This is a genomic window from Streptomyces sp. NPDC059668, from assembly GCF_042734135.1.
Classification (GTDB): domain Bacteria; phylum Actinomycetota; class Actinomycetes; order Streptomycetales; family Streptomycetaceae; genus Streptomyces.
This window is the reverse complement of the sequence record NZ_JBHWEL010000129.1, coordinates 1-14249: the sequence shown is the minus strand read 5'-3', so window position 1 is coordinate 14249 and position 14249 is coordinate 1. Positions and strand designations below refer to the sequence as shown.

Genomic DNA, 14249 nt, shown 5'->3' with positions numbered 1-14249 from the left:
CCGCCGCAGGGTCGCCACGGCGGCCGCGTCCAGAACGGCCACCGGCACCTCGCGCCCGGCCGCCCAGGCGGGCGGCGTACGCCGCTCGGTCCCGAGCAGCGCCAGGGTGACCAGCTCCTCCCAGGAGCCCTCGACGGGTACGGCCGCCGAGGCGGGGATCACGTTCATGAACGTCCTTTCCGTACGGAGGCACAGGGGCGGCGGAATCGGGCGGTGGGTGGGAAGGGGAGGCCGGCGGCGGATGTGACGCCGCGGGTCAGCACAGCCGTACCGCCTCGCCCGTCCCCTCCGGCCAGGCCGTCAGCGGAGCGAAGCCACGGTGACCGCACTCGCCGAAGACCGTGACGGGGGCGCCGCCGGAGAGGGCGGCGAGCCGCCACAGCCCGGGTCCGGAGAGCGCCGAGGGCGCGAGGGGGAGGGCGAAGTCCCCTTCCGCGTCCGCGAGTTGCCAGGAGTCTCCGTCGGGGGTGGGTATGACCCGGGACAGCGTGACCGGGAAGGCGTCGAGCCAGGGATCGTCCCCCAGGGCCTCGCCGTAACGGGCCGCCGCACGGGATGTGCTCACTCCCGGCGGGCGGCCGCGCGTGGGCGCGGGGAGGGTGAACCGCTCACCCAGGGCCACCCGGAGCCGCCCCGTCCCCGGATACGCGGACACCTCCGCCTCGAAGGCCAGGCCCACCGGCAGGGTCAGCTCCGGCGCACGGCCGGCCGGCCCGTAGGAGAGGACCCGGACCGTGCGGCCGGACTCCTCGCCGTACAACCAGATCCTGCGGGTGGTGAGGCGGCTGTCCGCCGTGTCGTACTCGGCGAGGACCAGCCAGCGGTCCCGCAGCGGGGGGCCGCCCGCCGAGCCGGACAGACCGACTCGGGAGCGGACCGTCGCGGCCAGTTCGTCCGGCAGCGAATCCCGGCGCAGCCAGCCCTGGCCGAGGAGATGGAGCAGCGCGCACTCCTCCAGCAGCCGTACGGGCCAGCCCGGACCGGAGGCGGGGATCGCACCCAACTCCCGCACCCGGGCGGCCAGTCCGGGCGCCTGCGCGTCGACCATGCGGGCCGCCGTCTCCTCCCACATCCCGTACCCCGCCTGCTCGGCCGTCGCGAGGCCGCTCCGCAGCAGGTCGGCCAGCCGCCGCTCCAGCTCCCCCGCCCCGGCGGTGATCCGCTCGGCCCGGCGCTCCGCTCTGCGCCGGGCCGCCTCCGGGTCAGCCGGTGACGCCGTCCCAGATGCCCCGCCCGTCGTCCGACTCGCCGCCGCTCGCTCCCTTCTCCCCTCTTTCCATCGCCGCGCCCAGTCCGGCACGGGCCCCCGCGGCACCGTGCCGTCCTCGTCCGCCCAGAGCAGCAGCAGTCCCAGCGTGTGTTTGCACGGGAACTTCCGACTCGGGCAACTGCACGTGTACGCGGGCCCGGTGGAGTCCGCGATGTCGATGACCGTCTGATAAGGCGTGCTGCCGCTTCCTCTGCACAGTCCCCATAACGTCCCCTCGTCAGAACTGCCTGTTTCCGACCACGGTCCGGCGGTGCCGAGCTTGCTGCCCGCTCTGCGTGACGCCGGGTCAGGCGCCAGTGCCAGCACCTGATCCGCCGTCCAGCGCACCCCCTGCTGAGTCATGTCATCGAAGGTAGGTCCCCCCACTGACAATCGGCCTTCGCGAACGTGTCCGCGCAGGTCGGAGCGGATTGTCAGTGGCGTGGTGCACGGTGGGACCAGATCCGAACCGGCCGAGCTGGAGGGGGGACCGAGCCATGACCGTGTCCATCGAGTCCGTGGAACCGACGTCCGTCGACACGCCCGCGGGACAGGCCGGGCAAGCGGCCCCGGGCGCCGGCGACGGCGGGAGCGCGGTGAGCGCCGACGGCCGCGCGGGCGAGGTGCTGCGGCCGCACGCCGAGCACGCCTTCGCCGCCGAACTCGCCGCGCTGGCCGCGCAGGACGACCGGCCCCGCCCGGCCCGCTGGCGGCTCTCGCCGTGGGCGGTGGCCACCTATCTGCTGGGCGGCACCCTGCCGGACGGCACGGAGATCACACCGAAGTACGTGGGCCCGCGCCGCATCGTCGAGGTCGCCGTCACCACCCTCGCCACCGACCGCGCCCTGCTGCTGCTCGGCGTGCCCGGCACCGCGAAGACCTGGGTGTCCGAGCACCTGGCCGCGGCGGTCAGCGGCGACTCGACCCTGCTGGTGCAGGGCACCGCCGGCACACCGGAGGAGGCGATCCGGTACGGGTGGAACTACGCGGAGCTGCTCGCGCACGGCCCCAGCCGGGACGCGCTCGTGCCGAGCCCGGTCATGCGCGCCATGGCCGAGGGCATGACGGTCCGCGTCGAGGAGCTGACCCGTGTCCCGGCGGACGTCCAGGACACCCTGATCACGATCCTGTCGGAGAAGACCCTGCCCATACCGGAGTTGGGCCAGGAGACGCAGGCCGTCCGCGGCTTCAACCTGATCGCCACGGCCAACGACCGCGACCGCGGGGTGAACGAGCTCTCCAGCGCCCTGCGCCGGCGTTTCAACACGGTGGTGCTGCCGCTGCCGGAGAGTGCCGAGGCCGAGGTGGACATCGTCTCGCGCCGCGTCGACCAGATCGGCCGCTCCCTGGACCTCCCGGCCGTCCCGGACGGTGCCGACGAGATCCGCCGGGTCGTCACCGTCTTCCGTGAGCTGCGCGACGGAGTGACGGCGGACGGGCGTACGAAGCTCAAGTCGCCCAGCGGCACGCTGTCCACGGCCGAGGCGATCTCCGTAGTTACCGGCGGGCTGGCGCTGGCCGCCCACTTCGGCGACGGCGTCCTGCGTGCTTCGGACGTGGCCGCGGGCATCCTCGGCGCCGTCGTCCGCGATCCGGCGGCCGACCGGGTGATCTGGCAGGAGTACCTGGAGGCCGTCGTCCGCGAGCGCGAGGGCTGGAAGGACTTCTACCGGGCCTGCAGGGAGGTGAGCGCGTGACCGGACCGAGGGAGGGGACGGGGGAGGAGCGCGGTCCCCGCGTAGGGGAGGAGGGGACGGTGGGTGAGGAACTCGGCGTGCGGGAAGGGGAGGAGAGGGAGGAGCCCGGCGTGCGGGAGGGGGCGCGGGGCGCGGTGGGGGCGGCGGACCAGGTGCCTCCCGGGCGGGCGGGCGGGCCGCTGCTGCTGGGGGTCCGGCACCACGGGCCCGGCTCGGCGCGCGCCGTGCGGGCCGCGCTGGACGCCGCGGCACCCCGGACCGTCCTGATAGAGGGGCCCCCGGAGGCCGACGCGCTCATTCCGCTCGCCGCCGACCCGGAGATGCGTCCTCCGGTCGCGCTTCTGGCCCATGCCGTGGACGAGCCCGGCCGCTCTGCCTTCTGGCCGCTGGCCGAGTTCTCCCCGGAGTGGGTGGCGATCCGGTGGGCGCTGGACCGGGGGGTCCCGGCCCGCTTCATCGACCTGCCGGCCACGCACACCCTGGCCTGGGAGACGGAGGACCCACCCCGGTCGCCCGCCGGATCCGGCGACCCCACCGACGACGCCGTGCGGATCGACCCGCTCGCCGTGCTCGCCGGGACGGCCGGTCACGACGATCCCGAGCGCTGGTGGGAGGACGCGGTCGAGCACCGGAGCGGAGCCGGCACCGATCCGTTCGCGCCGTTCGCCGCGCTGGAGGAGGCGATGGGAGCGCTGCGGGAGGCGTACGGGGGCGGCGGACACGACCGGGACCCGGAGCGGGAGGCGTACATGCGGCTCCAGGTCCGGGCGGCGCAGCGCGAGTTCGGGGACGCCGTGGCCGTGGTGTGCGGGGCCTGGCACGTGCCCGCCCTGCGCCGCAGGACCACGGTGGCCGCCGACCGGGCGCTGCTCAAGGGGCTGCCCAGGACCAAGGCCGACCTGACGTGGGTGCCCTGGACGCACCGCAGGCTGTCCCGGGCCGGCGGGTACGGCGCGGGCATCGACTCGCCGGGCTGGTACGCGCACCTCTTCGGCGCCCCCGACCGCCCGGTCGAACGGTGGATGACGAAGGTGGCCCGGCTGCTGCGCGACGAGGACCGGATGGTGTCGTCCGCGCACGTCATCGAGGCGGTGCGGCTGGCCGACACGCTCGCCGCGGTACGGGGCCGCCCGCTGCCCGGGCTGACCGAGACCACCGATGCCGTCCGGGCCGTGATGTGCGAGGGCTCGGACGTGCCGCTGGCCCTCGTGCACGACCGGCTCGTGGTCGGTGATGTGCTGGGCGAGGTGCCGCGGTCCGCTCCCGCGGTGCCGTTGCAGCGCGACCTCGCCCGGCTCCAGAAGCGGCTGCGGATCAAACCGGAGTCGCTGGAGCGGGAGTTGGAGCTCGACCTGCGGGGCGAGACCGACGCGCGCCGCAGCCGCCTCCTGCACCGGCTGCGGCTGCTCGGCGTCGGCTGGGGCGAGCCCTCCGCGTCCCGCGGCAGCACCGGCACCTTCCGGGAGACCTGGCGGCTGCGCTGGGAGCCGGAGCTGTCCGTGCGGGTCGCCGAGGCCGGGGTGTGGGGCACGACCGTGGTGTCCGCCGCGACCGCCCGGGCGCAGGCGGACGCCGTCGCCGCGACCGCACTGGCCGACGTCACGGCACTCGCCGAACACTGCCTGCTCGCCGGGCTCACGGACGCCCTGCCCGTGGTGATGCGGGTCCTCGCCGACCGGGCGGCACTGGACACGGACGTCGGCCACCTCGCCCAGGCGCTGCCCGCACTGGTCCGCTCGCTGCGCTACGGCGACGTCCGCGGCACGGACGCGCACGCCCTCACGGACGTCGCCGCGGGCCTCGCCGAGCGGATCTTCGTCGGTCTCCCGCCGGCCTGCGTGGCACTCGACGCCGAGGCCGCCGAGGACATGCGGCGCCATGTGGACGCGGTGCACGGCGCGGTGGGGCTGCTGGGAGAGACGGGGCTGCTGGGAGGGGCCGGGCCGCTGGGAGGGGCCGGGCTGCTGGAAGAGACAGCCACGATCCCGGCGTCCGCCGCGGGGCGGCCGCCCGGCACGGGGATGCGCGGTCGCTGGCATTCCGTGCTGCGGGTGCTGACCGGCCGCGACACCGTCCCGGGCGTGCTCCGCGGCCGGGCCGTGCGACTGCTGCTGGACGACGGCGAGCTGGGACAGGAGGAGGCCGCCCGGCTCATGGGGCTCGTGCTGTCGCCGGGCACGGAGCCGGGGGACGCGGCCGCGTGGATCGAGGGGTTCGTCGGCGGCGGCTCCGGGGGAGGCATGCTGCTCGTGCACGACGAGCGGCTGCTCGGACTGGTGGACGCGTGGCTGACGGGGGTGCCGGCGGAGGCGTTCACCGATGTGCTCCCGCTGCTGCGGCGCACGTTCTCCGCGTACGAGGCCGGGGTGCGCAGGACGCTGGGCGAGCTGGTCAGGCGCGGCCCGGGGGCGCGGGGGAGCGCCGCGGCCGCAGCCTCCGGCACACCCGGGTTCGACCCGGAGCCGGACGCGGGGCGCGCCGACGCCGTCCTGCCGGTGCTGCGTCTGCTGCTCGGGCAGCACGAAGACCGAACCGACCGGACCGACCGGACCGACCGGACCGACCGAACCGACCGGACCGACCGAACCGACCGGACCGACCGGACCGGCCGGACCGGCCACACCGCGGAGACCGCCGACGCTGCCGCCGGGGAGACCGCGGACGGCGACGGGACCGCCGACGCCGACGACCTCGTGGGAGCGGACCGATGACCTCAGTACCGCTGGACCCGGCTTCCGACGCCCGACCGGCCGACCTGCGCCGTGCGGACGCCTCGGCCGACGAGCGGCTGCGACGCTGGCGCCTCGTGCTCGGGGGCGACGAGGCGGACGGCACCGGACGTGCGCTCGCCGGGCAGGACGCGGCGATGGACGGCGCGCTCACCGCGTTGTACGGGAGGGGGAACGGGACGCGGCCGGGGCGGGACCGTTCGGCGGGGCTCGGGGCATCCGCGCCGTCGGTCGCGCGCTGGCTCGGGGACATCCGGACGTACTTCCCGTCGTCCGTCGTGCAGGTCATGCAGCGGGACGCGATCGACCGGCTCGGCCTGTCCGCCCTGCTGCTGGAACCCGAGATGCTGGAGGCGGTGGAGCCCGACGTGCACCTGGTGGGCACCCTCCTCTCCCTCGGCAAGGCCATGCCGGAGACGACGAAGGAGACCGCGCGGGCCGTCGTCCGCAAGGTCGTCGAGGACCTGGAGAAGCGGCTCGCCACCCGCACCCGGGCCTCGCTCTCCGGAGCGCTCGACCGCAGCGCCCGCGTCACCCGCCCCCGCCACCAGGACATCGACTGGAACCGCACGATCGCGGCCAACCTCAAGCACTACCTGCCCGAGCAGCGCACGATCGTCCCCGAGCGGCTGATCGGTCACGGACGCGCCTCGCAGTCCGTGAAGAAGGAGGTCGTCCTGTGCGTCGACCAGTCGGGCTCGATGGCCGCGTCCGTCGTCTACGCGTCCGTCTTCGGGGCCGTCCTCGCGTCGATGCGGTCCATCGCCACCCGGCTCGTCGTCTTCGACACCGCCGTCGTGGACCTCACCGACCAGCTCGACGACCCGGTCGACGTCCTCTTCGGCACCCGGCTCGGCGGCGGTACGGACATCAAACGGGCGCTCGCGTACTGCCAGTCGCGGATCACCCGGCCCGCCGACACCGTGGTCGTGCTCATCAGCGACCTCTACGAAGGGGGCATACGCCACGAGATGCTGAAGCGGGTAGCGGCGATCAAGGCGTCGGGGGCGCAGTTCGTGACGCTGCTGGCGCTGTCCGACGAGGGGACGCCGGCCTATGACCGTGAGCACGCGGCGGCACTCGCGGCGCTGGGCGCACCGGCGTTCGCCTGCACCCCCGACCTGTTTCCCGAGGTGATGGCGGCGGCGATCGAGAAGCGTCCGCTTCCCGTGCCCGACCCCGGGTGAGGAGAGCCGAAAAACCAGGACATGAATACCCATCGGTAACAGGGGGCTTGCGCAACCTCGGGAGTCCCGTGCGAGGATCAACGCCTCTTCGAATCGAACGGTGCGCCGGGTTCCGTCCCGCACCGTCCGGCCCCGTCGCACGGAGGCTCTCCCCGTCGTGATCCCGACCGCCGCACCGCCTGTCGCCGGTGCCGCTCCGCGCCCGCTGCGCGCGGCGGCCGGGCGGCGTGCGCTGCATGCGTCGTTGCTGGTGGCCGGGTTGTTCGTCCTCGGCCTCCTCTGCGGGGAACAGGCGCACGCGGCGGACGGCAGGGCGTCCACGGATCCGACGACGCCGGTCGCCTCGGCGGTGGAACGGGCCGCGCAGCCGGTGCTCGCCGCCACCACCGGGGCGCCCGCCGGACAGCCGGTCGGACAGCCAGTCGGACAGCCCGCCGGTGACTCGACAGGGCGAAAGCGGAAGCCGCGACCGGACCAGACGCCGCAGTCGAACCGGAACCCGCAGCCGGACCGGAAGCCGCAGCGGATGCAGCAACCGGGACAAGGCCAGAATCCTCAGCGGACCCGGCAACCGGGACCGGACCAGAGGCCGCAGTCGGACGGGAAGCCGCAGCGGAAACCGGAGTTGGTCCAGCAGGCGTCGGAATCGCGCGATCCGCGGCGGCGAGCCGCGGCCTCGGCGGAGGCACCCCGGGTGCCGCCGGCGATCGGCCAACCCGTCTCCCTGGTCACCGCGACCGTCGGCAGCGTCGTACGGCCGGTCGCCGACACCGTCGTACGGCCGGTCGGTGATCTCGTGGAGACGCTCACCGGGGAGGTGGCCGCGTCCTTGCCGGAGACCCTTCCGTCGCTCCCGGCTCCTCCGGCGGTCCCGCAGGCGCCGACCGTCCCGTCGCTTCCGTCCACGCCGTCGCTTCCGGGTGTGCTCACGCCTCCGAGTGCGGGGGACGGGAACCAGATTCCGTCCGCGGAACCGGATCACCCACAGAGGACGGGCGTGCCGGACGCGGACCCGGTGGCACCCCACGACACCGGCCGGGAGCCGGATTCCGCGGCTGTCCTCGCGTACGGCCCCGCGGGCCTCGGCGTGGACGTCCAGGCGGGTGCCGCGCACCGAGGGCATGGCCGGCACGGTCACCGGGGGGCGGTGGCAGGACCGGCTCCCGCGCGTCAGGCGCCGGCCGGAGACTCCTCGGGCTCGGGAGCGCTGGGCGATCGCCCGGCCGTCGACGGCGGCGGGTCGCGGCACGGCGACGCGCATGCCGTCGCCCCGCACCACCACGCGCCGCCGCGGCTCGTGTCCGCCACGTCCCAGGCCGTGACCGCGGCCGGCACCCGGGACAGGTACCGGGACGTGCCGATCTTCCCGGGCTAGGACCTCTCGCCCGGTCGGTGACCCCGCCCGCGCGAGGACGGCACGGATCGCATCCGGACGTCGCGCGAGCGGCGATGTCCAGGACATGACCGAGCCGGTCGTCCCGTGCACCCGGCACAGCACGACACGACCGACTCGTCCTCGTCCTCGTCCGAACACACCCGAGACTCCGCGGGGCCGCAGCCCCGGACGGCCGAAACCCGTCGGATCCGTCCGGCCGTACCCCGCGGGCGGGACAGGTGGTCCCCATTGGGGTGGAGACCACCCGTCCCGGGCCCCTCAAGGGCCAGTTCAAGGGGCCTCACCGGGCCAACCCCAGCCCGGTGAGGCCCTGCCCCGCCAAGGGGTCGGCCGGATCTGTGACAGGTATCACCGCTGAGGTGTGATCTGCGATTTAGGGACCCGCGTCCCACGGCGATAACCTGCGAGACGGACATGCCGCGCGCTCGGACATCGTGTGCGCCACCCTTGTGACAGCGGACGTCACGTTGCCCTTCGCGGCACGCCCACGCATCCAACGAACCGCGAGATCACTGATAGGGACGGACGCGCGTGGACCTGTTCGAGTACCAGGCGAGGGACCTCTTCGCCAAGCACGGTGTACCGGTGCTGGCCGGTGAAGTCATTGACACGCCTGAGGCAGCCCGCGAGGCGACCGAGCGTCTTGGCGGCAAGTCCGTCGTCAAGGCCCAGGTGAAGGTCGGTGGCCGCGGCAAGGCCGGCGGCGTCAAGCTCGCCGCCACCCCGGACGAGGCCGTCGCCCGCGCGACGGACATCCTCGGCATGGACATCAAGGGCCACACGGTCCACAAGGTGATGATCGCCGAGACCGCGCCCGAGATCGTCGAGGAGTACTACGTCTCGTACCTCCTCGACCGCACGAACCGCACGTTCCTCGCCATGGCGTCCGTACAGGGCGGCGTGGAGATCGAGGTCGTCGCGGAGGAGAACCCCGAGGCCCTCGCGAAGGTCCCGGTCGACGCCAACGAAGGCGTCTCGATCGAGAAGGCCCGCGAGATCGTCGCCCAGGCGAAGTTCCCGGCCGAGGTCGCCGAGCAGGTCGCCGAGATCCTGGTGACGCTGTGGGACACCTTCATCAAGGAGGACGCCCTCCTCGTCGAGGTGAACCCGCTCGCCAAGGTCGCCTCCGGCAAGGTCATCGCCCTCGACGGCAAGGTGTCGCTCGACGAGAACGCCGAGTTCCGCCAGCCGGACCACGAGGCGCTCGTCGACCACGCGGCGGCCAACCCGCTCGAGGCCGCCGCCAAGGCGAAGAACCTCAACTACGTCAAGCTCGACGGTGAGGTCGGCATCATCGGCAACGGCGCGGGTCTCGTCATGAGCACCCTCGACGTCGTCGCCTACGCCGGTGAGAACCACGGTGGCGTCAAGCCCGCCAACTTCCTCGACATCGGCGGTGGCGCCTCCGCCGCCGTCATGGCGAACGGCCTGGAGATCATCCTCGGCGACCCGGACGTCAAGTCCGTCTTCGTCAACGTCTTCGGTGGCATCACCGCCTGTGACGAGGTCGCCAACGGCATCGTGCAGGCGCTCCAGCTGCTCGCCGACAAGGGCGAGGAAGTCACCAAGCCGCTGGTCGTGCGTCTGGACGGCAACAACGCCGAGCTGGGCCGCAAGATCCTGTCGGACGCCAACCACCCGCTGGTCCAGCGCGTGGACACCATGGACGGCGCGGCCGACAAGGCCGCCGAGCTCGCGGCTGCGAAGTAAGGGACGAGGGAAACAACCGCCATGGCTATCTTCCTCAACAAGGACAGCAAGGTCATCGTCCAGGGCATGACCGGTGCCACGGGCATGAAGCACACCAAGCTCATGCTCGCGGACGGCACGAACATCGTCGGTGGCGTGAACCCGCGCAAGGCGGGCACCTCCGTCGACATCGACGGCACCGAGATCCCCGTCTTCGGCACGGTCGCCGAGGCCATGGAGAAGACCGGCGCCAACGTGTCGGTCCTCTTCGTGCCGCCGGCCTTCGCCAAGGCCGCCGTGGTCGAGGCGATCGACGCGGAGATCCCCCTCGCGGTCGTCATCACCGAGGGCATCGCCGTCCACGACTCCGCCGCCTTCTGGGCGTACGCGAAGGCGAAGGGCAACAAGACCCGCATCATCGGCCCGAACTGCCCCGGTCTCATCACGCCGGGCCAGTCCAACGCCGGCATCATCCCGGGCGACATCACGAAGCCGGGCCGCATCGGCCTGGTCTCGAAGTCCGGCACGCTGACGTACCAGATGATGTACGAGCTCCGTGACATCGGCTTCTCGTCCGCCGTCGGCATCGGTGGCGACCCGGTCATCGGTACGACGCACATCGACGCGCTCGCCGCGTTCGAGGCCGACCCCGACACCGACCTGATCGTCATGATCGGTGAGATCGGCGGCGACGCCGAGGAGCGTGCGGCGGACTTCATCGCGAAGAACGTGACGAAGCCGGTCGTCGGTTACGTCGCGGGCTTCACCGCGCCCGAGGGCAAGACCATGGGCCACGCCGGCGCCATCGTCTCCGGCTCCTCCGGCACGGCCGCCGCGAAGAAGGAGGCCCTCGAGGCCGCCGGCGTCAAGGTCGGCAAGACGCCGACCGAGACGGCGAAGCTGGCGCGCGAACTGCTCAAGGGCTGACACGCAGCAGCGAGACGGGCCCGCACCCCCTGGGGTGCGGGCCCGTCCGCGTTCTCGCCGTTCTCGCCGTTCTCGCTTCTCGTCGTTGTCGTTGTTGTCGTCGTTCTCACCGCGGGTCAGGGACCAGCCGCTCCGGACCGCTCGCCGTCGCCGCCTTGAGCCGGGCGCGCAGTGCCAGCTCCTCATGGGACAGCGGCCCGGGAGCGATCCGCGGCGGCAGACCGTTCACCGTCGCCCCCGGGGCCAGCGGCGGTTCGTAGTGGTCGGGGGCGGCCCTGAGGGTCAGCGAGGTGATGCCGACGAAGAGGGCGGTGAAGGCCATCGCCGCACGGGTCCAGTGCAGGGCGCGGCGCTCGCTGGCCCAGCGGACGACGAAGGGTTTCCCGGCCCGCAGCCGCTCCGTCCCGGCGACCTCGGCGAGCCGCCGGTGCAGATCCTCGGGCGCCGCGAGCTCGGGCAGCCGCGTGGCCACGGCCTCTCGCGCGCGCAGCAGCCGGTTGGCCGCCGCGGGCGTGGTCGCCTCCGTCTCCGCCGCGGTCTCCGGCAGGTCGAGCCCGACTCCGTCGTAGAGCAGCAGGGTCCGCCGGTGCATCGGCGGCAGTTCCAGGAGTACGGAGAGCAGCGCGCGGTCGGCGGCGTCGGCGGGCGGTGGCTCCGGGTGCCGGTGGCGCGGGCGGATCCGGTGCCAGGGGGAGAGGGCGTACTCGTACGCGACCGCCCGCACCCACCCCGCCGGATCCCGGTCCACGGCCACCTCGGGCCACCGCTGCCAGGCCGACTGGAAGGCCCGCTCCACCGACTCGCGCGCCAGTTCGCGCCGCCCGGTGAGCAGATAGGTCTGCCGCAGGAGGGCGGGGGAGCAGAACTCGTACAACTCGTCGAAGGCCTCAGCGGGTGTCAGGCCGACCGGGACGGGCTCGTATCCGGGACCCCAGTCGGGCCCGGCCGCGGGCTTCGCCCCGGAACCGGCGGATGCCGCCGGCTGCCGCGCCGGTCGGGGAGGCGGCTGTACGGTGCCGGCGGCGACGCCGGCCAGGACGGGAGCTGCCTGCTCCCGCGGGCCTCCCGGACGTGCGTCCCGTCCGCCGTCGCCGTGCCCGCCGGACCTCCGGTCATTCCGGCGCCCGCCCCGGCGGGGGCCGGAATCGTGAGCGGCCTCGCGGGCCTCGCGGACTTCGCGGACTTCGCGGGCCTCGCGGGCCTCGCGGGTATCAGGGGTGACGCGAGCATCGGGGGTGTCGCGGACGTCGTCCCGCTGACGATGGGTCACCTCGGTGGAGGTCAGCAGCGCCGCGTACGCCTCCCGTTCGCGGCCGCACGGTGTCGTACGGCCGGACTCCCACGCGCGCACGGTCGCGGCGGTGACGCCCACCTCGGCCGCGATGTCGGCGTGGCTCAGCGACTTGGCCTCGCGCAGTCGCCGGCGCTCCTCGCGGCCGGGCAGGGGGGGTTCGGGGGCTCCTGTCGTCGCGGACCCCGCCGGGTCGCCCTTCCGTACGAAAAGGTACATAGCTGCATATTGAGCGACACATCCAAGCTTTGCCCGTTACGACGATAAAGCGCGTGTCGTTGGGAGCATGGCGGGGTGACACAGATGACCGACCACAGGCTTTCGTTGTCGCTCCTGATCACCCGGATGCGTCGCCGATCCCCCGGACTGGCCGCCGGATTCCTGGGCGGCGCGCTCGCGGCGGGCCTCGGCCTCGGCTCGCTCGCCGTCCTCGTCATGATGCTGTGGATCAGCTCGCCTTACCCGGACAGCGGGCCCGGTGGCGCGCTCCACGTCGCCGCCGCGCTGTGGCTGCTCGCGCACGGCGTGGAACTGGTCCGCACCGACACCCTGTCGGGACTGCCCATGCCGGTGGGACTCACCCCGCTGCTCCTGGCCGTGGTCCCCGCGTGGCTGCTGCATCGCGCGGCGCGCGACGCCGCGGACGCCGACGCGGGTGCCTCGGGGCGCACGGTGTGGGCCGGGACCGTCGCGGGATATCTGACCCTGAGCGCGGCGGCGCTGCTGTACGCCTCGGGCGGCGAACTGCGGCCGTCCTGGGCGTGGTCGGTGCTGTGCCTGCCCCTGCTCACCGCGAGCGCGGCGGGGGCCGGGGTGTGGACGGCGTACGGGCACCCGCACGGGCCGGTGCCGTTGTGGGTGGGCCGGGGTCTCGCCCGCGGGCCGCTGCCCGCCGGGGTACGCCGCTGGGCGGCCGGCGAGCCGCCCGCGCCGTGGGTCGGGCGATGGCTCGCCGCCTCCGGACGGGCGGCGCTCGCCGGGGCGGCGGTGCTCGTCGGAGGCGGCGCGCTCCTGGTGGGGGTGTCGCTGGTGTGGCACGGCGATCTGGCGCGGGAGTCCTTCCAGCAGCTCACCGCGGTGTGGTCGGGGCGGTTCGCCGTACTCCTCCTCTGTCTGGCGCTGGTCCCGAACGCGGCGGTGTGGGGGGCCGCGTACGGACTCGGGCCCGGCGTGGTGCTGGCGGCCGGGCAGGTCGCGGGGCCGTTGTCCGCGGCTGCGCCGGGGCCGATGCTGCCGGCGTTTCCGCTGCTGGCGGCGGTGCCGGAGGCCGGGGGGCCGTGGAGTTGGGCGGGGGCGGCGGTGCCGGTGGCGGCCGGGGTGACGGTGGTGTGGTTCCTGCGGAAGGCGGCCGGGGGCCGTGGGGATGCCGCGGACGTCCCCGGTGCCGGGGAGGCGAACGAGGTCTGGTCCCGGGGGAGGGTCCTCGCGGGGGTGGGGGTCGCGGGTGTCCTGTGCGGTCTGGTGATGGCGCTGCTCGCCGGGCTGGCGGGTGGGCCGCTGGGGGTCGGCGCGCTGGCTCACGTCGGGCCGGTGTGGTGGCAGGTGGGGGGTGCCGTGATGGTGTGGACGGTGGGGGTCGGGGTGCCGGTGGGGGCGGTCGTGCCGGGGATCGGGCGGGGGCGGGGGCGACGGCGGCTTTCCTGGGCGTCCGTGGCTTCGGTGATGTCCGTGGCGTCCTTGGCGTCCGTGGCCTCCGTGCCGGCGTGGTTGTCGTGGCGGGCGCGGGACGGTGGGGCGCGGGTGCCGGAGCCGGGCGCCGAGGTGGGGGCGGGGGCGGTGGTGCCGCAGGCGGCCCGGGAGTCGGTGCTTGTGCTGGAGCCGGAGGGGGAGTGGGAGTGGGATCCCGGTCATGCGCCGTACGACCTGTTGCCGTCCGACGACGTGGGGGTGGCGTGGCACGAGGATGTGGTGCGGGAGGCTCGGTGGGCGGCGTTGCGGGAGGCGTCGGCGTCGGTGGATGTGCGGGACGTGGATACGGCGGGGGATGCGGATGCGGATCCTGAGGGCTGAGGTGACGCACGGGTTCCTTCGCCCCCGCCGCCCCTACCCGTCCCAGCCCCCGGGGGCCGCGCGCGCCCCCCCCC

9 protein-coding genes are annotated in these 14249 nt (G+C 74.2%); 7 read left to right on the top strand and 2 right to left on the bottom strand.

The features are described 5' to 3' along the window. Window positions 1-256: 256 nt before the first annotated feature. On the bottom strand, window positions 257-1612 hold the full coding sequence (locus ACFV2J_RS41720) for an SWIM zinc finger family protein (protein ID WP_385091385.1): 1356 nt from the start codon (window positions 1610-1612) through the stop codon (window positions 257-259). 134 nt (window positions 1613-1746) lie between these two features. On the opposite strand from ACFV2J_RS41720, the gene ACFV2J_RS41715 reads away from it, so the two are divergent. From ACFV2J_RS41715 to sucD, 6 genes are all read left to right on the top strand, one after another. Beyond that, entirely contained in the window at window positions 1747-2946 is a 1200-nt protein-coding gene (locus ACFV2J_RS41715; RefSeq protein ID WP_385091388.1) for an AAA family ATPase, read from the top strand. Window positions 2947-3080: 134 nt separating this feature from the next. Continuing rightward, window positions 3081-5657: a DUF5682 family protein gene (locus ACFV2J_RS41710; RefSeq protein WP_385091400.1), complete on the top strand. Its 2577-nt coding sequence runs from the start codon at window positions 3081-3083 to the stop codon at window positions 5655-5657. Then, window positions 5654-6862 (top strand): VWA domain-containing protein, encoded by a 1209-nt coding sequence (locus tag ACFV2J_RS41705; protein WP_385091391.1) that lies wholly within the window; start codon window positions 5654-5656, stop codon window positions 6860-6862. The genes ACFV2J_RS41710 and ACFV2J_RS41705 overlap by 4 nt, the downstream gene beginning before the upstream one ends. Window positions 6863-7019: 157 nt before the next feature. After that, a complete protein-coding gene (locus ACFV2J_RS41700) occupies window positions 7020-8237 on the top strand; it encodes a hypothetical protein (protein WP_385091394.1) in 1218 nt (405 codons plus the stop codon). 552 nt (window positions 8238-8789) lie between these two features. Then, on the top strand, window positions 8790-9968 hold the full coding sequence (gene sucC, locus ACFV2J_RS41695) for an ADP-forming succinate--CoA ligase subunit beta (RefSeq protein WP_148010098.1): 1179 nt from the start codon (window positions 8790-8792) through the stop codon (window positions 9966-9968). Between the two features lie 21 nt (window positions 9969-9989). Beyond that, entirely contained in the window at window positions 9990-10874 is an 885-nt protein-coding gene (gene sucD, locus ACFV2J_RS41690; protein ID WP_385091397.1) for a succinate--CoA ligase subunit alpha, read from the top strand. Window positions 10875-10980: 106 nt separating this feature from the next. Here sucD and ACFV2J_RS41685 read toward each other — a convergent pair whose 3' ends face one another. After that, window positions 10981-12384 (bottom strand): helix-turn-helix domain-containing protein, encoded by a 1404-nt coding sequence (locus tag ACFV2J_RS41685; RefSeq protein WP_385097360.1) that lies wholly within the window; start codon window positions 12382-12384, stop codon window positions 10981-10983. 84 nt (window positions 12385-12468) lie between these two features. On the opposite strand from ACFV2J_RS41685, the gene ACFV2J_RS41680 reads away from it, so the two are divergent. Next, complete coding sequence (locus tag ACFV2J_RS41680; RefSeq protein WP_385097357.1) at window positions 12469-14175, top strand: DUF6350 family protein; 1707 nt, start codon at window positions 12469-12471, stop codon at window positions 14173-14175. Window positions 14176-14249: the final 74 nt, after the last annotated feature.

Excerpts from the sequence above, each read along its gene's own strand:
- sucD (WP_385091397.1), top strand. The coding sequence starts at position 9,990 with ATGGCTATCTTCCTCAACAAGGACAGCAAGGTCATCGTCCAGGGCATG.
- ACFV2J_RS41715 (WP_385091388.1), top strand. The coding sequence starts at position 1,747 with ATGACCGTGTCCATCGAGTCCGTGGAACCGACGTCCGTCGACACGCCC.
- ACFV2J_RS41720 (WP_385091385.1), bottom strand. The coding sequence starts at position 1,612 with ATGACTCAGCAGGGGGTGCGCTGGACGGCGGATCAGGTGCTGGCACTG.
- ACFV2J_RS41705 (WP_385091391.1), top strand. The coding sequence starts at position 5,654 with ATGACCTCAGTACCGCTGGACCCGGCTTCCGACGCCCGACCGGCCGAC.
- ACFV2J_RS41685 (WP_385097360.1), bottom strand. The coding sequence starts at position 12,384 with ATGTACCTTTTCGTACGGAAGGGCGACCCGGCGGGGTCCGCGACGACA.
- ACFV2J_RS41680 (WP_385097357.1), top strand. The coding sequence starts at position 12,469 with ATGACCGACCACAGGCTTTCGTTGTCGCTCCTGATCACCCGGATGCGT.